We start from the raw sequence: 21,610 nt of genomic DNA, 5'->3' as shown, positions 1-21,610 counted from the left end.
TCCCCAATTCGCGAGGCGGAACTGGTTCGCCACTCCCTTTGTTTATCGACCCGAACAGCGCGTCTGAACCGACACGGCTGTGATCAGAAAAACGGGAGACGAACGATGAAACTCAACACCCTTCTCGTGGCCAGTACCGCTACCATCCTCGCAATGTCGGCCATCCCTGCCTCCGCGCAGACCGCGGTCCAGCACGGGGTACTGGCTGCGGCTGCAGGCTGCGTTTGATGCGATGGAGGCGGGGCGGGTGAGTAAAACGAAAATTTCGTAAAACCCCGACTGGCCGTCGTTATACCGTTATCGCCGTTCGTGATTGCTACACTGCGGCTTTCATCCGAGAAATATCGACCGAAGTAGCTCAAAAAGCTCCTTCCGCGCGATCCCCATCATCGCCCCAAGCCCCTGTTGAACCTCCCGTTCCGCCGTTTTGGCGGCCGCGTCTCCAAGCGACTTGCCAGCGCGAGCCAATAGGCCGCGTTCCACCATCGGCGCTTGCAGGATTGCAATGGCTGTCTGGAGGATGGCGATCAGCTGCGCCCGTTCGATCCTTGTCAGTGCCTGCTCGCCGTCGGGCAAATTCGCACGCTGAACCTGCTCGCATATGTCGTCGAGCTGTGAAGAAACGCTGGCGATCGCGGAACGGACATTGTGGCGATCTGGAACACTGCGCCAGGCCACGGCCCGCACGACTGTCGCTGTAGGCGTATCCGACGTCTCGACTGCGTCGGTCGGATCAAATTCCTGTTCCGGTGCTGGCGGATCGGCTGGGTCTGTTTGCGCGTACGGTGCGAAGTCGCGATCCAAATTGAGGAGGTGCGTTCTCATCCGTGTGGCAGCGTTCAAGGCAGCGGGCTGTCTCAGCCGTCCATGAGCGCGCTCCAGCTTATCGAGAGCCTGCGCGTCGATGCCCAGCTCGTCCCCGCCGATCTCCCACACAGCGTCTACTAGCTCGCCCAAGGAGCTCACCTCGACGCTGCCTCCCGAAGGGACCTCCTGCAGCCGAGCTATCAGGCGCTCAATCGCGTCCAAATGCTCATGAACGTTGTCGAGGACGTTTGGCGGTTCTGTTGGCAAAGCAACTCAGTCAGCGGAGCGAGGACGATGGTATCTCCAGAGTGTTCACGGAAAATCACCTGAGTCGACATGTATCGCCGGCAGCGGTACCTACAAGGCATAGGTGTAACGTGAGTCACTGATGGCCGGTCTCGAAATTCTTAGCAGAACGCTCACTGCGGCCGCTCGACCAGACAAGGGTGGGCACCCTTGGCAATACAATTCTCGAAGCGACCACCACTCCAATGTTGCCTGCTGGTGCATCATTTTCGACCTGCTGCAGAGAAGCGCTCTCCTTCGCCAGCATGTGGGAACCGGCCTCGTCCACTTCGGCATCAATCACGAGATGAGGGATTTCACGAACAATCGTAAGAAGGATCTGGACCTTGTGCTCAGTACCGCCATGTCGGGCACGGTTGTCGGTGATGGGGAGACGCTGGCCAGCCTGGTGAAGCGATACGACATCCAGCTCACGGAAGCAGAAAACCGGACGCTTGCGGCCTTGCCGGCGTTGACGATGGCGCCAGTCGGCTCCGTGCTCATGGCGCTCGAAGCGAAAGCCTGCATGACAGAGCACTCAAAGGCGCGGCCGCGCCTGTTCGATGAGCTGAATTCGTCCCATCTGACGGTACACGGCGCCACAGATCAGGCGATCGCAGCAGGTTTCGTCATGATCAATGCTGCTGACGATTTTCTGAGTCCGGGCAGGAATGATCGTATCACCACGGACGGGCCGGTCTGGAACCGTCATCGGCAGCCACGGGCAACGATAACCGCGATCGAAAAAGTAAGGGAACTGCCTCGCCGCTCTCGCCTGGGCACAACGGGTTATGACGCCCTCGCCATCGCTGTCGTGTCTTGTCGCAACGACGGGTCACCGGTGCCACTTGTTACGGATCCCCCGGCACCGCAGCCCGGCGACATAGATCACTACGACTCACTCATCGAGCGTCTGACCCACATCTACGCGACGCGGTTCAGCCACCTTTGAAACCAGCTCGCAAGCGTGTTCCGCCTGGCATTCCCATATGATGGCCACGCGATATCCCTTGCGACGCAGTTCGCGGACTGCCTTAGCATCCCGCACCCGGTTCCGTTGGAACTTGTCCTCCCAGAACGCCTTGTTGGCCTTGGGCACTGTCGCTTTCCGACAGTTCGTATGGTGATGCCAGTAGCAGCCGTTGACGAAGATCGCCCAGCGCCGCTTGCGATTGGCAAAGTCCGGAGAGCCGGGTAGCGCCTTCACGTTCTTGCGGTAGCTCAGCCTCATGGCCCGCAGTGCTGCGGCTACCTTAAGCTCTGGACTGGTGCCCTTCTGGCGCACACGCGACATCAGCACGCTACGCTCAGGGCTTCTCGGCACTGGGCGATCCAAAAGGTTACTCGGCCGCCAGCTTATTGGTGGAAACGGTCATTCGGCTCAGATGATCCCTCACGCGATCTTGGAAGCCCGGCACAAACCGCAGGCTGCTTCGCTCTGTCCGCGTCAGGAAGCCCTGGCTCGCCCTGATCGAGAGCGGTTTGCCTGGATAGCGCATGAAGTCCGCCAGTGGTGGGCGTGCCTCAAAGGCAGGAAAAGCGGTAATCTCGACCTGATGCCGGCGAGTTCCGTCGAAGCGTGCTGCACGTGGCCAGCGACCGTTCTCGGCGATAGGACAGTCCCGGCCAACGTCATATGAGCCCGGCGTGGCAAGGCGTTTGCCGAGCCAAGCGGCGACAGGAACTGATACAGCATTGCCGACAAGCGACCAGCGACTTGAGGCGCGAGCAACGCTTTCGGCCGCCGCCGTCCAGCCTTCATCAAACCCTTGCAAGCGTTCCGCATCGCGGATGTCGGGGGTGACGATCTCCCCGTCGGGCATCAGAATGGCGGGCGGAGAAGGGATGCCGATCGTTGACCCGTTCTTCAGGGTCGGTATCGCGTCAGGTGCCCAGCCAAGGCCTCGAACACCTTCTGTCCAGTAGAAGCCGTGCGCATGTGTGTGCAGCTCTGTGGCTGGCGTCTGGTGCGCTACCTCGTCGGAAAGCACCACATCGGCGGGATCAACGTCGGTCGTCGTCGCCACGAAGATCACGCGCTCACGCCTTTGAGGAAGGAAGGCCAGCGTATTAACGACGCGGTATGCCCACCGGTATCCACGCTCCTCAAAAGCCTCGACGATCGTCTTCATGCCCTGCCCACGATCGAGCTGGAGCATGAAAGACACGTTCTCCAGAATCACCCAAGGCGTCCGGTGGTCATCCAAAAGGCGGAAGATTTGTCCGACGAGCCCTGATCTCTCACCGGTTATACCGCGCGTATTTCCAGCCTGACTGAGATCCTGGCACGGAAAACCAGCGGTGATGAGGTCGATGCTCCGTGATAGGTGCATGACTCCCCTCACGTCGCCCGCGCATTCGGAATCGGGAAAGCGTTCAGCGAGAACAGCTCTGGCAGGCTCAAAAATCTCGGATAGCAAGGCCGCGTGGTGCCCTGAAGCTGACAAGCCCAGCTCTAGCCCACCTATCCCAGCGAATAATCCTGCTACCTGCAACCCAGTTTCCTAACCCTTCAGCAAGCGTGACTCTGCGACCGCACGCGTCGCCATCCATACACGTGACCGGGGCGCTGGAACACCCGAATGCGATAGAGGATGACCTCTCAGATCGGGCGCTGGGCAGTTATATACCGTTATCGTGCTGCCCCGCCGCGGTCTCACGTCAGTTCCCTAAGATGCTCTCGACCGCCGCATCAAAGTCGATCTGATAAACGTACGGCAGCCTCATGCCGCACGACGAGCCGACATCGGTGTGAAGCATCTCAAACAGTCGAGGTAGGCCGGCACGGGGCGGCATTTCGTAATTCGCTACACGATTGATCGGCTCAACCGGGGACACTGAGCGATTATGCCAATCCCGGTTCTCAGGAAGTAGCATTTTGGCGCCCCATGGGAGACGCCACTCGAAATCCAGTGCGTACTCCAGCTCAGGCCGTCCGTAGCGAACGCGAAAGGCTTCGGCGGTGATGATGGTGTGCGCGAAGGTCCGCAGTATCCACCAGGTTGGGAACCCCTTGGGGCTCGGAGTGATGTTCGTGTTGATCCCCTCTCTCGCTTGATAGGACGTCTCGATCATTCCTGCTGAGGAGATTACCCGCTCACTACGCGCGCGGTCATTCTCAGGCGGGCTTGCCACCCGGATCCCTCGCAGGATCGGAGACCAGTCCAGATGTTCAATCTGGGCAAGCTGGTCCACCTGACCACGCCCGTTGGACGATAGCATTTGCGCCCCACGAAAATGGAAGCGTCGATTCTGCGGTTCCGAGTGGGAGATCCCGTGCCCGGAGGCCCAGATCCGCTGCCGCGACTAGTGACGTTTCGAATTAAGTGGGGGGTCAGATCCTCCATCGGTCGCCACGATCGCCCGCATGTCAGGTCCCCTTCCCATTTCTGGAACGCTCTCGCCCGCTACCGGGTTTAGCGTCGATATCGAAAACGAGCTTGATATAACGCCTGCCGAATTGGTTCTGGTGGCGGCGCTTCTCGACGACCTCCTCGCGCGGTTGCCGGAAGCGAGCGGTCCTCACTCGGACAGCAAGTGCGAGGAAGAGACAGGTCGCGGAGGGTTGTTGGAATGAGTGCGCAAGAGGGCCTGATCACCGCAGTAGCTTACTACCGGGTCTCCACCGTGCGGCAGGCAAAGGAAGGGATCAGCCTTCGTGACCAACAGGCAGCGGTCGAGGCGTACGCTTGTCAGAACGGCTTCCTACTCACGGAAGAGTACGTCGATAGGGGAGCCTCGGCGCTGACTCAAATCCGTCCTGGGTTGCAGCGCCTTTTGGGTGACGCGGAGGCCAGTCCGCCGCCGTTCCGTGCGATCCTCGTTTACTCGCAGTCGCGTTTCGGACGCAACGCGCCTGAGACAGAGCTCACGCTACGCAATCTGCGGCATCGGGGCATCGAACTCTATTCGGTGACCCAGCAGATCGCGCGGGATGAGGGCGGTGATCTGATGCGGCAACTCCTCGCCGTTGTCGATGAGCATTCAAGCCGCGAGACGGCCAAGCATGTTCGCTCTACGATGCGCGCCAATGCCGGTGCTGGCTACTGGAACGGCTCTGTGGCGCCTTTCGGCTACCGGACGTATGTGTGCGAGACCGTCGGCCGCAAACAAAAGAAAAAACTGGCGGTTGACGAGGTCGAGGCAACGACAGTCCGTATGATCTTCCGGCTTGCCCAGGTGGGCGACATGCGATCCGGTCCGATGGGCGTCAAAGCCATCGCTAGCCATCTCAACGCTAGCGGCCACCGCACACGTCGCGGCAAGTTGTGGCATGTTGGGCCACTCCATGCCTTGCTGACGAACCCAGTCTACAAAGGCGCTTACGTTTACAATCGGTCAGATTCCCGTTCTCGCCGGCCGCGTTCGGTGGATGAGCACGTAGAAGTGCCATGCCCGGAGATAGTCGGAAAGGCCACTTGGGATGCTGTCCAGCAACACTTGCGCAGTCGGAATCCGAAGATCGCTCCCCCAAAGACGGTGACCGGGCCGATCCTCCTGACCGGACTACTTCGCTGCGCCGACTGCGAGGGGGCGATGACGATGCGAACGGGTAAGAGCGGCCGTTATAAGTACTACACCTGCGCGACGAGCCAATCGCGCGGCAAGACCGCCTGCCCTGGACGCTCAGTGCCGATGGGGAAGCTTGATGATGCAGTGACAGACGCGCTCGTCCAGCGTTTGTTCGAGCCTTCGCGCCTGGCAAATATGCTCCGGTTGATTGACGAGCAGCGCTCGCGGACTTCAACCGACAGCCACGCGGAGCTTGTGCGGATTGAGGCGGACGTCGCCGATGCAAACGCCCGGCTTGGTCGCCTTTACGACGGCGTAGAGCGGGGTTCGCTTAGCCTTGACGACCCGGATGTCACCGCGCGAATCGAGCGGGTAAAGACGGAGCGGGCAATTGCGGTGGCGGCAAAGCAGCGCGTCCTGGAGCGGGCAGGACCCACCCTCGATCTGTCAGTTGCAAACATCGTAGCGCTGTCAAAACTGATGACGGACAGAATCGCCAACGGGGCCGTCCCGTTCCGCAAAAGCTACATCCGGGCTACGGTCGAGCGATCGTCCGCGGGCGTAAAAGTGTCCTGCGGCGCCGTGTTGGACAGGTCGACCAGCTCACCAAAGTGGTGCCCATTGGTATTCAGGAATGGTGCACCCGACAGGATTCGAACCTGTGACCTCTGCCTTCGGAGGGCAGCGCTCTATCCAGCTGAGCTACGGGTGCCCGGGTCGCGGGCGGGATCCGGTGAACGGATCGGCATGACCAAAATCTCCCTAACCGATCCGGGGCCGCACGGCAAGAAGCGATGGCGTGCTGGTGTAGGCTGAACGCCGCCCGGGAACGAACTTCGGCTCATCGAGCGATCCGGACAGTGCCGCGCGTCGCCGTCATCCCCTCCCGCCTTCCAGATGTACCTTGCGCCTGCCGGTCGCCGCGGCCCATGGCGATGCTGCGGCGCCCCGGGCCCCTATTGTCCGCGGGGCTTGGCGCGGGCGGTGGGGGGTGCGTTGGCCGGGTCTTCCGGCCAGGCGTGGCGGGGATAGCGGCCGCGCAGGTCGGCGCGCACGTCGGACCAGGAGCCGGCCCAGAAGCCCGGCAGATCGCGGGTGATCTGGATCGGGCGATGGGCCGGCGACAGGAGCTCGACGGTCAGCTTCAGGCGGCCATCGGCGATGGTGGGGTGCTGCGCCAGGCCGAAGAGCTCCTGCACCCGGATCGCCAGCACCGGCTGGTCGGCCTCGTAGCGGATCGGCACGCGCGAGCCGGTCGGCGCCTCGTAATGGGAGGGCGCCAGCGCTTCCAGCCGGTTGGCCGCCGCGGGCGGGACGAGGCCGCGCAGCGCCTCGGAGATCTGCCCGGGCGTGATCTGCGCCAGCCCGGTGACGCCCGGCAGATAGGGCATCAGCCAGTCATCGAGGCCGGCGAGCAGCGCCGCGTCGGAAAGCTCCGGCCAGGGCGGGCCATAGGCGGCGGCGAGGAAGCGCAGGCGGCGCAGCAGCCGCTCATTGTCCTTGCCGAGCGGCAGGGCGGCGAAGCCGAGACGGCGCAGGCCATCGGCCAGCGCGCGAATCGTCGCCTCGCCTGTCGGGGTCGGCAGCGGCGCTTCGGACAGGGTGGCGCGGCCGAGCCGGCGCACCCGGCGGGCGCGCACCTGCCGGGACGCGGTGTCGAAGGTGACGACGTCCTCGCTGACGCCGCGGTCGGCAACGAGCCGGTCCGTCGCCTCGGACGACAGGCGCGCGGCCGAGAGAATGCGCCCGGCCCGGGCCTGGCCCTGGAGCTCGGCGACGACGAGGAAGCGTTCACGGGCAAGGCTGGAGGCCGCATCCACGACGCCGCCGCGGCCATTGGCCAGGACGAAATGGCCGTGCGCCCCGCGGGCGATGGCGATGCGATCGGGATAGGCGAGGGCCAGCAATTCGCCGGGCTCGGTCGCCGGTTCCGCCGAAGACGGCGGCGCGGTCGCCCTGGCATCGCTGGCGATCCGGCCGGCAAGGCCGGCAGCGGCCCTGGCGCGCGGCGAGCGGTCGCCGGCCAAGCGGCGCAGGCGTTCGCCGAGATCGATATCGGTGCCGCCGAGGCCGCGTTCGGTCAGGAGCACCGCCAGCAACGCCGCGTCGCGCCGGGCCGTATCGCCGGCCGCCACCACCATATGGGCCAGCCGCGGCGGAAGCGGCAGGCCGCGCATGGCTTCGCCCGTCGGTGTCAGCCGGCCGTCGGTGTCGAGCGCGCCGAGCTCGGTCAGGAGCGCGCGCGCCTCAGCGACGGCGGGGCCGGGCGGCGGATTGAGAAAGGCGAGGTCGGCCGGCTCGGCAACGCCCCAGGCGGCGCAGTCGAGGACGAGACCGGAGAGGTCCGTGGCGAGGATTTCCGGTCGGTCGAAGGGCGCGAGCGCCGCCGTCTGCTCCTCTCGCCACAGCCGGATCGCGGTGCCCGGCGCAGTGCGTCCGGCGCGGCCGGCGCGCTGGTCGGCCGCGGCCCTGGAGATGCGTACGGTTTCCAGTCGCGACAGGCCCGTCGCCGGCTCGAAGACCGGCTGGCGGCGCAGCCCGGCATCGACGATCACCGACACGCCGTCGATGGTCAGCGAGGTCTCGGCGATGGAGGTGGCGAGCACCACCTTGCGGCGTCCCTCGGGGGCGGGGCGCACCGCCCGGTCCTGGGCGGCGCCCTCCATGGCGCCGTAGAGCGGCGCGACGTCGACGGTCTCGGCCACCAGCGGCCGCAGGCGCTCGGCAACCCGCTCGATCTCGCGCTGGCCGGGCAGGAAGACCAGCAGGCTGCCGCTTTCCTCGGTGAGCGCGGTGCGGATCGCGGCGACGACGGCATCCTCCACCGGCTCGGTGCCCGGCCGGTCGCGATAGCGCAGGGCCACCGGGAAGGCGCGGCCATGACTTTCGACGACGGCGACCGGGTCGCCCGCCGCATCGCCCAGAAGCGTCGCCACGCGGGCGCCGTCCAGCGTCGCCGACATGACGAGGAGCTTCAGATCCTCGCGCAGTGCCGAGGCGACGTCGATGGCCAGCGCCAGGCCGAAATCACCGTCCAGCGAACGCTCGTGGAATTCGTCGAAGAGGACGGCCGAAACGCCGGAGAGCTCCGGGTCGGACAGGATCATGCGGGTGAAGACGCCTTCGGTGACGACCTCGATGCGGGTCTTGCGCGAGACTTTGGTATCGAGCCGCATGCGCCAGCCGACCGTGTCGCCGACCGCCTCGCCGAGAAGGTCGGCCATGCGCCGGGCGGCGGCGCGGGCGGCAAGGCGTCGGGGCTCGACGAGGATGATCTTGCCGTCGCCCAGCCATGGCTCGGCCAGGAAGGCGAGCGGCACCAGCGTCGTCTTGCCGGCGCCGGGAGGCGCGACGAGGACGGCGCGGCCGCGTGCCGCCATCGCCGCCGACAAGTCGCCGAGAACGTCTTTGACCGGCAGATCGGGCAGGGGGGCCGACGTCACGAGGTGGCTCCCGCGCCGAGATCGACGATCGGCCCGCCGGCGGCTTCGGCGTCGGCCCGGTCATGGGTGACGAGCAGGGCCGGGATCTGCCGCTCGGCGACGAGATCGAAGACGAGCTGCCGCACGGTCTGGCGCAGATCCGTGTCGAGCCGCGAGAAGGGCTCGTCGAGTAGCAGCGCCTCGGGGTCGGCCAGCAGCGTGCGGGCAAGGGCGACGCGGGCCGCTTGGCCACCCGAGAGCGTCGCCGGATCGCGGTCGAGATGGCCGGGCAGGCCGACGCGCTCCAGCATCGCCTCGGCCGCGGCGCGGCGACGGCTGCGGCCCGTCACCTGGGCCGACAGGCCGAAAAGCAGATTGCCGCCGACCGACATGTGCGGATAGAGCAGCGCATCCTGGAAGAGGAGGCCCACCCGGCGTCGCTCCGGCGGCAGGCCGGTCAGGTCGCGGCCGTTGAGAAGCGCCCGCCCCGTCGCGGTGAAGGCCGGATCGAGGAAGCCGGCGATCAGCGCAAACAGCGTCGACTTGCCCGAACCGGACGGTCCCATGACGCTGAGCGTCTGGCCCGGCGGCACCAGCCGGTCGAGGGTCAGGAGGCGGCGGGTTCCGAGGCTGATCTCGACGGCGTCGAGGCGCAATCCTTCGTCTGGGGTCATGGCGCCCTCATGCCGCGACGGCCGCGTGCAAGCAAGACCGGCACGAGGCTGGCGGCGGCGAAGGCGAGGAAGGGCAGCGCGGTCTGCAGGAGGGCATAGGCGCCGATGACCCGCCTATTGCCGCCGGCGGCCAGCGCCACCGCCTCGGTCGTGATCGTCGGCAGGCGTCCGGCGCCGATCAGAACGGTCGGCAGATACTGGCCGATCGACACGGCAAAGCCGATGGCCAGCGCGGTCAGGATCGGCGCCGTCAGCATCGGCAGGCGGACGCGGAAGAAGATCGCCCGGCGCGACCGGCCAAGCCCGGCTGCCACCCGCTCGTAGCGCGGATCGAGGGCGAACCACGGATCGGCCAGCGCCAGCGCCGCATAGGGCGCGACGAAGATCAGATGGGCGGCGACCAGCAGCGGCACCGAGGGCGTCAGGCCGGCCGCGAGGGTCAGCACCTGCAGGCCGAAGACGAAGGCGATCTGGGGAACGATCAGCGGCAGGTAGATCAGGCCGGCAATGGCCGAGGGCAGGCGGATCTCGCCGGCACGCGCGGCAGGAAAACGCCGGCGACGGGCTTCGAGCAGTGTGACGACGAGGCCGAGGGCGATGGTCGCGGCGGCCAACGCGACGACGAAGCTCGTCCACAAGGGCCCGCTGGCGGCGTCGACGGCGCGGCGCCAGCTCTGCAGATTGAGGGTCGGCGGCAGGAGATCGGGAAAGCCCCAGAAGCCGGCGACCGACCACAGGAGAAGGAGCGCAAGCCCGACGAACACCGCAAGAGCGGCGAGCGGCACCGGCAGGGCGGCGAAGCCGCGCAGGGCCGCGTCGGAGGCATGGCGCCGGCCCTTGGCCGCCTCCCGGCGGACGAGCCAGCCACCGACCCGCTCGAGGCCGAGCCAGGCGAGGATGACGGCGAGGGTGACCACCAGCTGCACCAGCGCGCCGGCGGAGGCCTTAAAGCGCATGGCGAGGTCGGGATCGTTCATCCAGCCGATCAGCCGGACGGCGAGGGGCGCCGGCGTCGAGGGCCCGAGGATCAGCGCGACGTCGACGACGGCCGAGGCGAAGGCCGCGACCGCGATCACCGGCAGCCGGATCTGGCGATAGACCGATGGCCAGACGGTGAGGAGAAAGGCGGCCATCCGCCCATAGCCGAGCGACCGGCCGAGCCGCTGCCGGCGTTCGGGATCGGCCTGCGGCAGGGCCGCGAAGGCGACCAGCATCAGGAAGGGCATCTCCTTGGCGACGAGCGCGGCCATCATCGACAGGGCCAGCGGATCGCCGACGATCAGAAGGTCCGGCGGACGCTCCAGGCCGAGCGGCACCGCGGCGAGGCGGAAGAGAAGGCCGGACGGCGCGATCAGGAACAGAATGCCGAAGGCGGCCGCCGCATGCGGCACGGCCAGAAGTGGCGCCAGCGCCTGCCGCACCACGACCATGCCCCGGCTGCCGGAAAAGGCGGCGAGGAACAGCGCGACGCCCACGACGGAGACGGCCGTCGTCAGGAGCCCGGCCGCAAAGCTCAGCCCGACGGAGACGCCGATGCCCGGAGCGGCCAGAACGGCCCGCAGCGGTTCGAGGGAGAAGGCGTCGCCGCCCAGCGCCGGCAGATAGCCGAAGGCCGGCAGCGCCACCCCGGCCAGCCCGACGGCGACGGGCGCGGCGAGGAGCAACGCCAGAAGCGCCGGCAGGATCGCGGTGAAACACAGCCGGCAGGGGGGCGCGTCGCCCTTCATGGCGTCAGGCCGCCGGGCGCCGCCCGAGGTGGACCGGCCGTCCGGGCAGGGGCATCCGTGCAGGTCATCAGCCGCCGTAGCGGCGCTTCCACTCGTCCTCGATGCGGGTCATCCAGGAGGCGTGGGGTTCCGGCAGGACCGGACCGAGCTCGGACGGGGGCAGCGTGGCGACGCCCCGGTCGATGGCGGCGAAGGCTTCGCGATCGGCCGCATCCAGCCGGTCCATGGCAAGAACCGTCGGGTCGCCCCAATAGGCGGGGTCTTCCTTGCGCAATTGCGCTTCCGGCGAGATCAGGAAGTCGGCGACCACCATCGCGCCGGCCTTGGCCGAGGAATTGTACGGAATGGCGACGAAATGGGTGTTGCCCAGCGTGCCGCCGGGAAAGGTGAAGGAGCGCACGGTGTCCGGCAGTTCGCCGGCGGCGATGCCGGCCGAGGCCTCGGACGGGTTGAAGGCGAAGATGATGCCGAGTTCTCCGTCGCCCAGAAGCTGCTTCATGGCCGGGTAGTTCTGCGGATAGTCGCGGCCCTCACGCCAGAGCACCGGACGGATTGCGTCGAGCCAGGCCCACAAAGGCGCCGTCGTTTCCGCGAAATTCGCGTCGGTCGCGGCCTGCTGCAGGACGGACGCGTCGGGCGCCTGCTCGATCAGCACCTGCTTCAGGAAGCTCGAGCCGATGAAATCCGGCGGCGCCGGATAGGAGAACTGGCCGGGATGGGCCTTGGCCCATTCCAGCAAGGCGTCGGTGTCCTGCGGCATGTCGGCAATGGCGCCGCTTCGGGCGGTATCGGCGAAGAACACCATCTTGGCGCCGCCCCAGGGCGATTCCTGGCCCTTGGTCGGCACGGTGAAGTCGGTGGTCACGCTGGGATTGTCGGTATCGACGAATTTCCAGTTGGGCAGGGCGGTGGCGAAGCCCTCGGCCAGGAGGCCCTCACCCTGCATGGAGACGAAGTTCTCGCCATTGATCCAGACGAGGTCGACCGACCCGCCCGTATCCTTGCCGGCCGCCTTTTCCGCAACGACCGCGGCCACCGCGTTGGCGGTGTCGTCGAGCTTGACGTGCTGCAGGGTGACGCCGAAGCGGTCCTTCACCGTGTCGGCGACCCAGCCGATGTAATCATTGATGTTCTGCGAGCCGCCCCAGGCGTTGAAATAGACCGTCTGCCCCTCGGCCGCTTCGAGGACCGCGGGCCAGTCGGACGGATCGGGATCGGCCGCACGCACCGGCGCTGCCAGCAGCAGGGCCGTCGCCAGAGCAGCGACGCACTGTCTTGCGACGAGACGAGCATTTTTGCCGACACGCACCATCAATTGTTCGTCTCCGCTTCCCGGATCGCCTATGTGCATCGGCGAACGTGCTAGAAGCAACCGCATGTCGCGCGCCATCGGACAAGTTGATCATTCCGTGATCGCCGGGCGCGGGAATTCGAGTTTCGAAGAGGGCCTCTACCAATGGCGGACACCCCGCAGGACGACCGCAAGACGCTGGTTCTGACCGGCGCGTCGCGGGGCATCGGTCACGCGACCGTTAAGCGCTTCTCCCGCGAAGGCTGGCGGGTGATCACCTGCTCGCGTCAGGATTTCTCCGACGACTGCCCGTGGCCGGCCGGCCCCGAGGATCACATCCGGGTCGATTTGTCGGACCAGGAGGATGTCGGCTTCGCCGTGTCGGAGATTCGGCGCCGGCTGGAGGCCAACGGCTCGGAACTGCATGCGCTGGTCAACAACGCGGCGATCTCGCCCAAGGGCGAGGGCGGCTCGCGCATGGATTCGATCCGCACGCCCATGCATGCGTGGCGGGACGTGTTCCAGGTGAACTTTTTCGCCCCGATCATGCTGGCGCGCGGCCTGTTCAAGGAATTGTCCAAGGCGCGGGGCTCGATCGTCAACATCACCTCGATCGCCGGCGGCCGGGTGCATCCCTTCGCCGGAACGGCCTATGCCACGTCGAAGGCGGCGCTGAACTCGCTGACCCGCGAGATGGCCCATGATTTCGGCCCGGCCGGCATCCGGGTCAACGCCATCGCGCCGGGCGAGATCGAGACGGCGATCCTGTCGCCGGGCACCGAGAAGATGATCGACGACATCCCCCTGCGCCGCCTTGGCCAGACCGCGGAAGTTGCCGATGTGATCTACTTCCTGTGTTCGGGGCAGGCGTCCTACGTCACCGGCTCCGAGTTGCATATCAATGGCGGCCAGCACGTCTGACGCCGGCGCGGCCGCTCAGCCCTCCGCGATCTCGTCGAGCGCCTTGTCGAGATCGGCCTTGAGAAGCGCCGCCAGGAGCGCCGGAAAGCGTGGCTTCGGCACGAGGCCGGCCAGGGTCTCGGCATCCTTGCCGAGGCCGAGCTCTTCGGCAGCCTTGAGCGCGCGCTTGTCGGCGAAGGGATAGATCTCCTCCCAGGCGATCTGCGCCTCGCGGAAGAAGATGTCGACGCCGACATCGCCGATGCCCTTGAAGGCTTTCAGGAGCCGGCGCTCTTCGGCCGGGTCCTCTCCGGCCGCCGCGCGCAGCTTTCGCAGGTCGCCGTCATATTCCGCCAGGCAATGGTCGGCCATGTCCTGCAGGAAGCGCGAGGTCTTCTCGTCGAAGCGCGCATAGCCGTTGCGGTTGAGGATGACGACGCGCTCCTTCCAGGTCGCATCGGCCATGTGCTGCGCGGTGGTCAGCCCGGCATCCTTCAGGGCCTTGGCGGCGCGCAGCGCCTGATCGGCGGAAATGCGCGCCGAGGACAGGTTCGCGGCCACCAGCCACAGGAACAGCCCCATCGGCTCGTTGCGGCCAAGATCGACGCCCAGATCGTCGGCGAAGGTCGCGCCGTTGCTGCGCTCCAGAAGGCGCGCGACCAGATCCTCTTTCGACCGGCTCATGTCACGCCCCCCGGGTGGGCGCGTTGTTGCGCGCGTCGAGCGCCGAGAACAGGAGCGCCATGCCCGACGTGATCAGCGAGATGCCGAGGAACAGGCCCACCGCCCAGACCGCGGTGCCCGGCAGGCCGAGGATCAGGAAGACCGCCAGCACGATGTCGACGAGGCCGGAGACCACCAGCAGCCAGAACCGGCCGGTCGACGGCCGGAAGGCGCGGGCGATGGAGAAGTTGAACACGCCGGACAGGAGGAAATAGAAGCTGAGCATCCAGGTCAGGGTGATCGAGCCGGCCACCGGATCGTAGATGATGACGGCGCCCAGCACGACCGCGAGCAGCGACAGGAGAAGGCTCGACCAGAAGCCCGGTGCGCCCTTCGCCCGGAACGCGCTGACGGCACCGACGATGCCGGCGAAGATCAGCAGCCAGCCGAACAGCAGGGTCGTCGCCAGCGTCGCCGCGAAGGGGGCGAGGATCGCCAGAACGCCGACGACCACCATCAGGCCGCCCTGGAAGGCGTAGGATTTCCAGTGGTCGTGGAGATGGCGTTCCACCGTGCGCTGGAGATCCTGCGGACGCAGCGTCTGCGGATGGTCCGGGTCGATGCTCATGTCGCGTTCCCTTGCCGTCGCCTGTTCGAACCGGAATTCGCGCCGCCCGTCCCCGGTTCCAAGCCGCCGCGTTCGACGCTCGGCGCAATGCGTCAGCCGCGGCGGCTGAGGCTGCGCGAGGTGTCGAGCAGCTTGTCGACCAGCGATTCCAGCGAGGTGCGGGCGATATCGTCGGACAGGCGGCCGTTCTCGTCGAAGCCATTGGCCGCGTCGGCGACGCTGCATTGCTGGGTGAGCACCTCGGCGCCCAGCGCCCGCATCACCAGCCGCAACGCTTCGAGGCCGCGCGCCCCGCCGAAGCGGCCGGGCGAGGCCGAGGCAAGACCCACCACCAGCCCCTTGAAGGGCTGCACCGGCCGGCCCTGCACCTTGCGGACGCGGCTCGCCCAGTCGATGGCGTTCTTCAGCACCGCCGGGATCGAGTGATTGTATTCGGGGCTCACCAGGAGCAGCCCGTCCTGCACCGCGATGCGGTGGGCGAGCAGCACGGCGTTCTCGGGAATGCCGTTGTCCTGTTCGTGGTCGCCGTCATAGAGCGGCAGCGGATAGTCGGCGAGATCGAGCCGGGTCACCACCGCGTCGGACAGCGCCAGCATGCGCGTCGCCTCGGCGGCCAGCTTGCGATTGTGCGAGGCAAGCCGCAGCGAGCCCGGCAGGACGAGGATGTTGGCGCTCACGAAGCCGTCGCCGCATTCTCAGCCGGAGCCGTGTCCTGCGAGTAGATCCACACCCGGGCAGGCGGGATGTTGTTCCAGACCCGCGGCGAGGACGACACCGAGAACACGCCCGGAACCGGCCGGACAGGCGGGGTGAGCATGTAGGACAGCTCCGTCAGATTGCCGCCGGGCACGAGCCGCGAGAGATAGTCGGTGAACAGCGCCTGGCGCTTTTCCTGCGAGAAGCTGACGATCGGGATGGCCATCAGGATCGCGGCGAATTTCTCGTCCCGGCGGTCGCCGAGGGTCCGGTCGAGGTCGAAGCCGTCGCCATTGATGACGTTGACGCCGGGAAAGCGGCGCTGGAGCTGCCGGGCGAACTCGGAATCATACTCGATCGAGGTGATCCGCTCAGGCGCGACGCCATGCTCGAGCAGGGTGCGGGTGACGACGCCGAGGCCGGGTCCCAGTTCCAGGATCGGTCCGTCGAGATCGATCGTGGCGTGGCGGACCATCATGTTGCAGTAAGCCCGGCTGGAGGGAGCGACCGCGCCCATCTTGACCGGATGGCGAACCCAGTTGGCGAAGAAGCGCGCCCAGTCGCCTTCGTAGCGTTCACCTGCCTGCGTCGTCTCGCCCCGTGCGCCGTTGCCCGCCATCTGCCGTCCTCTCCCGTGATGCTGCCGCCGTCAGGCGGATCGATACACCAACACGCGGGCGGGCGGCAGGTTGCGCTTGATCCACGGGCTGGTGATCAGTTCGGCGCCGATCCGCTCGGGTTTCACCGGCATGGTCAGCGCATAGGAAAACTGGATGAAGGGTGCGCCGCGGGCCATGCGCGCCAGCGAGCCGCCGATGACGGCCTCGCGCTTGGCGTCCGGCTTGGTGAACAGCGGCAGGCTGGAAACGACGGCTTCCAGGCGCTTTCCCTCCATTGCCCGGCTCACCGCGGCGCTCGGCGCGTAGGCATCGCCCTGGATGACCAGCGCGGCGGGAAAGCGGGCCCGCAGGAGGATGCAGAATTCGGGAGAATATTCGACGAGGACGAGGGCGGCTTCCGGCACGCCCCGGTCGACGAGGCACTGGGTGACGACGCCGGTGCCCGGCCCCAGTTCCAGAACGCGGGAATCGGCGTCGAAACCGGCGGGATCGGGCACATAGGCGGCCATTGCCCGGCCGAGCGTGCGCGAGGAGGGCGACACCGCCCCCATCACCAGCGGCCGCTGCAGCCATCCCCGGAAGAAGCGCGCCTCGTCGCTGACCTTCTTGCGCTTGCGCAACGGGTTGGTCTGACGCGGCTCCGGGGTTCCCAACACTCGTGTCCTCCAGTCCGGCCCGACGGCCGAGGTCCGGCAACACGTGATGCCGTGCCTGTGTAACGGCTTTACGACGCAGCCGTCGATGCGCTCTGCGTCTCACTAAACATGTCGCGGATCAATTTTCACTCAACCCCTCGAAGAACTCCTTCATCCGCGAGAAGAAGCCTGTGGACTGGGGAGAATTGTCGGAAGAGGAAATCTCCTCGAATTCCTCCAGGAGTTCGCGCTGACGACGCGACAGGTTCTGCGGTGTCTCGACGGAGACCTGGATGAACAGGTCGCCGACCTGCGGCGAGCGCAGCACCGGCATGCCCGTGCCCTTCACCCGGAACTGCTTGCCGGTCTGGGTGCCCTCGGGCACCTTCACGCGGGTGGTGTTGCCGTCCAGCGTCGAGACGTCGAAATGGCCGCCCAGCGCGGCGGTCACCATGGACAGCGGCACCTGGCAGAACAAATCGGCGCCATCGCGCTGCATGAATTCGTGCGGCTTCACCGACAGGAAGATGTAGAGATCGCCCGGCGGCCCGCCGCGCAGGCCCGCCTCGCCCTCGCCGGCAAGACGGATGCGGGTGCCGTCCTCGATGCCGGCCGGGATGTTGACCGACAGGTTGCGCTCTTCCGGAAGCCGGCCGTCGCCGCCGCACTTGCCGCAGGGATCGGCGATGACCTGGCCGCGACCCTGGCAGTTCGGGCAGGTGCGCTCGATGGAGAAGAAGCCCTGGGCGGCCCGGACGCGGCCGACGCCGGCGCAGGTGGGGCAGGTCTTCGGGCTGGTGCCGGGCTTGGCGCCGCTGCCGGTGCATTCGTCGCACTGGATCGTCGTCGGCACGCCGATCTCGGCGGTCTTGCCGTCATAGGCCTCTTCGAGGCTGATCTCCATGTTGTAGCGCAGGTCCGAACCGCGCTCGCGGCCGTTGCCGGGCTGGCGTCCGGCGCGGGCGCGCCCGCCCATCATCTCGCCGAAGATGTCGTCGAAGATGTCGGCCATGGAGGAGGAGAAATCGCCGCGGAAGCCGGCATTGCCGCCGCCGCCATTCTGGAAGGCGGCATGGCCGAAGCGGTCGTAGGCGGCCCTCTTCTGCCCGTCCTTCAGGACCTCGTAGGCTTCACCGAGTTCCTTGAACTTCACCTCGGCGTCCGCGTTTCCGGGATTGCGGTCGGGGTGGTATTGCATCGCGAGCTTGCGAAACGCGGACTTCAGCCCCTTTTCGTCGACATCGCGGGGCACGCCGAGCATCTCGTAGTAATCGGCCTTCATTCAGGACTTCCATGGGTTCTGGACAGACGATTTGCGCGGCAGCAGGGGCTTTCGCCCGCCGCGCCCGCGACAACATGCCTTCGATGTAGGAACGGCTGGGGCGCGATACCATAGCGGCGTCCCGAAAGGAACCGCGGCTTCCTCTGCGGCTCAGGCCGAGGCCATGCGCGCTTGCTTGCCCTCGGGCCGGCGCGGACCGGCGATCCAGCCGCCGAACCGGCGCTCGACGAAGCGGTCGGAGAGCATCGCCACGGCGACCGTCGCGACCATCGGCAGGGTCCAGTAGACGTAGAAATCGATGATCCCGAGGGGCTCCAGCACGCGCTGCCAGATCACCGTCAGGAAGACGAACTCCATGACGGGATGCAGGAGGTAGATGCCGAAGGACACCCGCGTCACCGGCATCAGCGGCGCCAGCATGGCGGTGGAGTCCGGCCGAGCCGTCTCGGCCAGCGCCGTGGCGGTCAGCGCCAGCGCCAGGAGCAGGAGGGTCGGGTAGGGCGGCGCCTGCAGGATCATCGCCGCGACGGCGGCGACGCTCAGGACGATGCCGGGCCAGTGGGCGGTGATGGAGACCATCCGCCGGCCGACGACGACGGCGATCGCCGAGCCGGCGATGAAATCGGCAAAGGCGCGGTAGGCGCCCATCGTGTCGGCGCCGGTCCAGTGGCCGGAGGGAAAGACGCCGCGCGAGGAGGCGTATTCCAGCCCGCCGACCCAGACGGCCAGCAGCGCGAACAATCCGGCGAGCCCCTTCCAGCGGAACGCCAGGAGGATGATTGGGAACAGCGCATAGGCGAAGAATTCCGCGCTGACCGACCAGGACGGATAGTTGAGCGCCAGCTCGTCGGTCGTGCCGAGGCCGTGGAGGGCAAGGAGGTGCAGCGGCAGCGCCGCGAGGTCGCGCGCCCAGGGATGGTGGGCCGAGCCGACGACCAGCGCCACCAGCGCGACGACGGCGAAGAACATCGTGGTCAGGAAATGCAGCGGATAGAGCCGCGCGATGCGTCGGCGCATGAAATTGGCGTAGTCGGCGACCGAGGCGATGCGGGTCGCGTAGCGGCTGGCGATCAGGAAGCCCGAGATCATGAAGAACATGTCGAGCAGCGGCAGCAGCCGATGCAGGAACTGCGTACCGGCCTCGACGCCATAGGGCGCGAAGAACAGGAAATGATAGGCCATGATCAACATGGCGGCGGTCAGACGCCAGCAATCGAAGACACGGAAGTGCATGGCTGCTCCTGTCGCGACCCGATCGGAACGGGCGGGCCTTGCGCCGCGCGCCCTGTTCGCCGTGCCATAGGCGCGTGAGACACCGCAGCCTGCAAGCCAAGGATGAATTAACGGTAAACGCCGCGCCTGTTGGGCAACGCGGCCTCAAACGACAAAGCCCCGGCGCGGGGCCGGGGCTCTGCAGGTCTTGGCGATCGGGGGACAGGCCGATCCGGCCTGCCCGTTGCCTGATGGATCAGGCCGACTTCTTCTGGTCCGCGTCGTCGTTGACTTCCTCGAAGTCCGCATCGACGACGTCGTCCTTGGCCGCTTCCGACGCATCGGCGCCGTCCTCGCCCTCGGGCTGTTCTGCCTGGGCGGCCTCGTACATTGCCTGGCCGAGCTTCATCGACGCTTCGGCGAGCCGGTCGCTCTTGGCCTTGATGGCCTCAGCGTCGGCTTCCGGCTTCTCGACTTCGGCCTTCAGGTCCTCGATCGCCGCGCTGATCGCAGCGCGATCTTCCTCGGAGACCTTGTCGCCGTAATCCTCGAGCGACTTCTCGGCCGAATGCAGCAGGCTCTCGGCCTGGTTCTTCGCCTCGACGGCCGCGCGACGCTTCTTGTCGGCGTCGGCATTGGCCTCGGCGTCCTTGACCATCTGCTCGATATCGGCGTCGGACAGACCACCGGAAGCCTGGATGGTGATCCGCTGCTCCTTGTTGGTGCCCTTGTCCTTGGCCGACACGTTGACGATGCCGTTGGCGTCGATGTCGAAGGTGACCTCGATCTGCGGCACGCCGCGCGGTGCCGGCGGGATGCCCTCGAGGTTGAACCGGCCGAGCGACTTGTTGTCCTGCGCCATCTCGCGTTCGCCCTGGAAGACCTGGATGGTCACGGCGTTCTGCGAGTCCTCGGCGGTGGAGAACACCTGGCTCTTCTTGGTCGGGATCGTCGTGTTGCGATCGATCAGGCGGGTGAACACGCCACCCAGCGTCTCGATGCCGAGCGACAGCGGCGTCACGTCGAGCAGCAGCACGTCCTTGACGTCGCCCTGCAGCACGCCGGCCTGGATGGCGGCGCCCATTGCGACGACCTCATCCGGGTTGACGCCCTTGTGCGGCTCCTTGCCGAACAGGTTCTTCACCGCTTCCTGCACCTTGGGCATGCGGGTCATGCCGCCGACCAGAACGACCTCGTCGATGTCCGAGGCGGTGACGCCGGCATCCTTGAGGGCCGCCTTGCACGGGTCCATCGTGCGCTGCACGAGGTCGTCCACCAGGCTCTCGAACTTGGAGCGGGTCAGCTTCATGGTCAGATGCTTGGGACCCGACGCATCGGCGGTGATGAACGGCAGGTTGATCTCGGTCTGCGAGGCCGAGGACAGCTCGATCTTGGCCTTTTCGGCGGCCTCCTTGAGGCGCTGCAGGGCGAGCTTGTCGTTCTTCAGGTCGATGCCCTGGTCCTTCTTGAACTCCGAGGCGAAGTAATCGACCAGACGCATGTCGAAGTCTTCGCCGCCGAGGAAGGTGTCGCCATTGGTGGACTTCACCTCGAAGACGCCGTCACCGATCTCCAGGACCGACACGTCGAAGGTGCCGCCGCCCAGATCGTAGACCGCGATGGTCTTGCCGTCGTTCTTGTCGAGGCCGTAGGCCAGCGCCGCCGCGGTCGGCTCGTTGATGATGCGCAGGACGTCGAGGCCGGCGCTCTTGCCGGCGTCCTTCGTCGCCTGACGCTGGGCGTCGTTGAAGTAGGCCGGAACGGTGATGACCGCCTTCTCGACCTTCTCGCCGAGATAAGCCTCGGCGGTTTCCTTCATCTTCTGCAGGATCATCGCCGAGATCTGCGAGGGCGAATATTTCTCGCCGGCCGCCTCGACCCAGGCGTCGCCATTGTCGGCATTGACGATCTTGTAGGGGACCATGCCCTTGTCTTTTTGCGTCGTCGGATCCTGGAAGGTCCGGCCGATCAGACGCTTGATCGCAAACAGCGTGTCTTCGGGATTGGTCACCGCCTGGCGCTTGGCCGGCTGGCCGACGAGGCGCTCGCCATCGTCGGTGAAGGCCACCATGGAGGGCGTGGTGCGCGCGCCCTCGGCATTCTCGATCACCTTGGCGTTCTTGCCGTCCATGACCGCGATGCAGGAATTGGTCGTGCCAAGGTCGATTCCGATTACCTTCGCCATGCATAGTCTCCTTGTTTAGCGAGCCGCCCGGGACCCTCGAAGAGGCATTCCGGATTGGGCAGCCCCTGGAA

18 protein-coding genes, 1 tRNA gene and 1 pseudogene are annotated in these 21,610 nt (G+C 66.6%); 3 read left to right on the top strand and 17 right to left on the bottom strand.

Annotated features, from left to right (window positions below; genetic code table 11):
* Positions 1-330 precede the first annotated feature (330 nt).
* A complete protein-coding gene (locus tag ACEQX1_RS16910) occupies positions 331-1,074 on the bottom strand; it encodes a hypothetical protein (protein WP_372521715.1) in 744 nt (247 codons plus the stop codon).
* A 121-nt stretch (positions 1,075-1,195) separates the two neighbouring features.
* Between ACEQX1_RS16910 and ACEQX1_RS16905 the strand changes: the two genes are divergently transcribed.
* Positions 1,196-2,044, top strand: coding sequence for a hypothetical protein (locus ACEQX1_RS16905; RefSeq protein WP_370197168.1), 849 nt, complete (start codon positions 1,196-1,198; stop codon positions 2,042-2,044).
* On the opposite strand, the gene ACEQX1_RS16900 is transcribed toward ACEQX1_RS16905, so the two are convergent.
* From ACEQX1_RS16900 to ACEQX1_RS16890, 3 genes are all read right to left on the bottom strand, one after another.
* Positions 1,991-2,392 carry a very short patch repair endonuclease gene (locus ACEQX1_RS16900; protein ID WP_370197166.1) on the bottom strand — a complete coding sequence of 134 codons (402 nt, stop codon included), beginning with the start codon at positions 2,390-2,392 and terminating at the stop codon, positions 1,991-1,993. The two genes, ACEQX1_RS16905 and ACEQX1_RS16900, sit on opposite strands and share 54 nt — an antisense overlap.
* Positions 2,393-2,432: 40 nt before the next feature.
* Positions 2,433-3,539, bottom strand: a complete 1,107-nt coding sequence (locus ACEQX1_RS16895; RefSeq protein WP_370197173.1) for a DNA cytosine methyltransferase — start codon at positions 3,537-3,539, stop codon at positions 2,433-2,435.
* Between the two features lie 214 nt (positions 3,540-3,753).
* Positions 3,754-4,287 carry a hypothetical protein gene (locus tag ACEQX1_RS16890; RefSeq protein ID WP_370197164.1) on the bottom strand — a complete coding sequence of 178 codons (534 nt, stop codon included), beginning with the start codon at positions 4,285-4,287 and terminating at the stop codon, positions 3,754-3,756.
* Between the two features lie 378 nt (positions 4,288-4,665).
* Between ACEQX1_RS16890 and ACEQX1_RS16885 the strand changes: the two are divergent.
* Positions 4,666-5,751: pseudogene (locus ACEQX1_RS16885) on the top strand (recombinase family protein); the annotation flags it as partial.
* Positions 5,752-6,239: 488 nt separating this feature from the next.
* Here the strand turns inward: ACEQX1_RS16885 and ACEQX1_RS16880 are convergent.
* From ACEQX1_RS16880 to ACEQX1_RS16860, 5 genes are all read right to left on the bottom strand, one after another.
* Positions 6,240-6,316: transfer RNA gene (locus tag ACEQX1_RS16880), tRNA-Arg, on the bottom strand.
* Positions 6,317-6,560: 244 nt separating this feature from the next.
* A complete protein-coding gene (gene hrpB / locus ACEQX1_RS16875; protein ID WP_370197162.1) occupies positions 6,561-9,047 on the bottom strand; it encodes an ATP-dependent helicase HrpB in 2,487 nt (828 codons plus the stop codon).
* Positions 9,044-9,700, bottom strand: a complete 657-nt coding sequence (locus tag ACEQX1_RS16870; RefSeq protein WP_370197159.1) for an ATP-binding cassette domain-containing protein — start codon at positions 9,698-9,700, stop codon at positions 9,044-9,046. Before ACEQX1_RS16870 ends, hrpB begins: the two co-directional genes overlap by 4 nt.
* Complete coding sequence (locus ACEQX1_RS16865; RefSeq protein WP_370197157.1) at positions 9,697-11,427, bottom strand: ABC transporter permease; 1,731 nt, start codon at positions 11,425-11,427, stop codon at positions 9,697-9,699. The genes ACEQX1_RS16870 and ACEQX1_RS16865 overlap by 4 nt, the downstream gene beginning before the upstream one ends.
* A 67-nt stretch (positions 11,428-11,494) precedes the next feature.
* Positions 11,495-12,739, bottom strand: coding sequence for an ABC transporter substrate-binding protein (locus ACEQX1_RS16860; RefSeq protein ID WP_370192393.1), 1,245 nt, complete (start codon positions 12,737-12,739; stop codon positions 11,495-11,497).
* A gap of 144 nt (positions 12,740-12,883) precedes the next feature.
* Here ACEQX1_RS16860 and ACEQX1_RS16855 point away from each other — a divergent pair, with 144 nt between their 5' ends.
* The gene (locus ACEQX1_RS16855; protein ID WP_024350773.1) at positions 12,884-13,639 is read left to right on the top strand and encodes an SDR family NAD(P)-dependent oxidoreductase; all 756 of its coding nucleotides are present in this window, start codon (positions 12,884-12,886) and stop codon (positions 13,637-13,639) included.
* Between the two features lie 15 nt (positions 13,640-13,654).
* On the opposite strand, the gene ACEQX1_RS16850 is transcribed toward ACEQX1_RS16855, so the two are convergent.
* The 8 genes from ACEQX1_RS16850 to dnaK form a co-directional block, all read right to left on the bottom strand.
* Positions 13,655-14,302, bottom strand: coding sequence for a hypothetical protein (locus ACEQX1_RS16850; RefSeq protein WP_370192391.1), 648 nt, complete (start codon positions 14,300-14,302; stop codon positions 13,655-13,657).
* A 1-nt stretch (position 14,303) separates the two neighbouring features.
* Positions 14,304-14,909 (bottom strand): HdeD family acid-resistance protein, encoded by a 606-nt coding sequence (locus tag ACEQX1_RS16845; protein WP_188075345.1) that lies wholly within the window; start codon positions 14,907-14,909, stop codon positions 14,304-14,306.
* A 92-nt stretch (positions 14,910-15,001) separates the two neighbouring features.
* Positions 15,002-15,586, bottom strand: a complete 585-nt coding sequence (locus tag ACEQX1_RS16840) for an NADPH-dependent FMN reductase (protein WP_009211266.1) — start codon at positions 15,584-15,586, stop codon at positions 15,002-15,004.
* Positions 15,583-16,224 carry a class I SAM-dependent methyltransferase gene (locus tag ACEQX1_RS16835; RefSeq protein ID WP_188075344.1) on the bottom strand — a complete coding sequence of 214 codons (642 nt, stop codon included), beginning with the start codon at positions 16,222-16,224 and terminating at the stop codon, positions 15,583-15,585. Before ACEQX1_RS16835 ends, ACEQX1_RS16840 begins: the two co-directional genes overlap by 4 nt.
* Positions 16,225-16,254: 30 nt before the next feature.
* The gene (locus tag ACEQX1_RS16830; RefSeq protein WP_024350769.1) at positions 16,255-16,881 is read right to left on the bottom strand and encodes a class I SAM-dependent methyltransferase; all 627 of its coding nucleotides are present in this window, start codon (positions 16,879-16,881) and stop codon (positions 16,255-16,257) included.
* A 118-nt stretch (positions 16,882-16,999) separates the two neighbouring features.
* Complete coding sequence (dnaJ, locus tag ACEQX1_RS16825; protein ID WP_370197155.1) at positions 17,000-18,142, bottom strand: molecular chaperone DnaJ; 1,143 nt, start codon at positions 18,140-18,142, stop codon at positions 17,000-17,002.
* Positions 18,143-18,292: 150 nt separating this feature from the next.
* Positions 18,293-19,375, bottom strand: coding sequence for an acyltransferase family protein (locus tag ACEQX1_RS16820; protein WP_370192389.1), 1,083 nt, complete (start codon positions 19,373-19,375; stop codon positions 18,293-18,295).
* Between the two features lie 235 nt (positions 19,376-19,610).
* Positions 19,611-21,539: a molecular chaperone DnaK gene (gene dnaK, locus ACEQX1_RS16815; protein ID WP_370197153.1), complete on the bottom strand. Its 1,929-nt coding sequence runs from the start codon at positions 21,537-21,539 to the stop codon at positions 19,611-19,613.
* Positions 21,540-21,610: the final 71 nt, after the last annotated feature.

Source organism: Aurantimonas sp. (assembly GCF_964217435.1).
Taxonomy (GTDB): domain Bacteria; phylum Pseudomonadota; class Alphaproteobacteria; order Rhizobiales; family Rhizobiaceae; genus Aurantimonas; species Aurantimonas coralicida.
Note: the sequence above shows the minus strand (reverse complement) of the source record. Positions and strands in the feature narration are given on the sequence as shown.

Excerpts from the sequence above, each read along its gene's own strand:
- ACEQX1_RS16820 (WP_370192389.1), bottom strand. The coding sequence starts at position 19,375 with ATGCACTTCCGTGTCTTCGATTGCTGGCGTCTGACCGCCGCCATGTTG.
- ACEQX1_RS16860 (WP_370192393.1), bottom strand. The coding sequence starts at position 12,739 with ATGGTGCGTGTCGGCAAAAATGCTCGTCTCGTCGCAAGACAGTGCGTC.
- ACEQX1_RS16855 (WP_024350773.1), top strand. The coding sequence starts at position 12,884 with ATGGCGGACACCCCGCAGGACGACCGCAAGACGCTGGTTCTGACCGGC.
- ACEQX1_RS16835 (WP_188075344.1), bottom strand. The coding sequence starts at position 16,224 with ATGGCGGGCAACGGCGCACGGGGCGAGACGACGCAGGCAGGTGAACGC.
- dnaJ (WP_370197155.1), bottom strand. The coding sequence starts at position 18,142 with ATGAAGGCCGATTACTACGAGATGCTCGGCGTGCCCCGCGATGTCGAC.
- ACEQX1_RS16845 (WP_188075345.1), bottom strand. The coding sequence starts at position 14,909 with ATGAGCATCGACCCGGACCATCCGCAGACGCTGCGTCCGCAGGATCTC.
- ACEQX1_RS16865 (WP_370197157.1), bottom strand. The coding sequence starts at position 11,427 with ATGAAGGGCGACGCGCCCCCCTGCCGGCTGTGTTTCACCGCGATCCTG.
- dnaK (WP_370197153.1), bottom strand. The coding sequence starts at position 21,539 with ATGGCGAAGGTAATCGGAATCGACCTTGGCACGACCAATTCCTGCATC.
- ACEQX1_RS16870 (WP_370197159.1), bottom strand. The coding sequence starts at position 9,700 with ATGACCCCAGACGAAGGATTGCGCCTCGACGCCGTCGAGATCAGCCTC.
- ACEQX1_RS16850 (WP_370192391.1), bottom strand. The coding sequence starts at position 14,302 with ATGAGCCGGTCGAAAGAGGATCTGGTCGCGCGCCTTCTGGAGCGCAGC.
- ACEQX1_RS16905 (WP_370197168.1), top strand. The coding sequence starts at position 1,196 with ATGGCCGGTCTCGAAATTCTTAGCAGAACGCTCACTGCGGCCGCTCGA.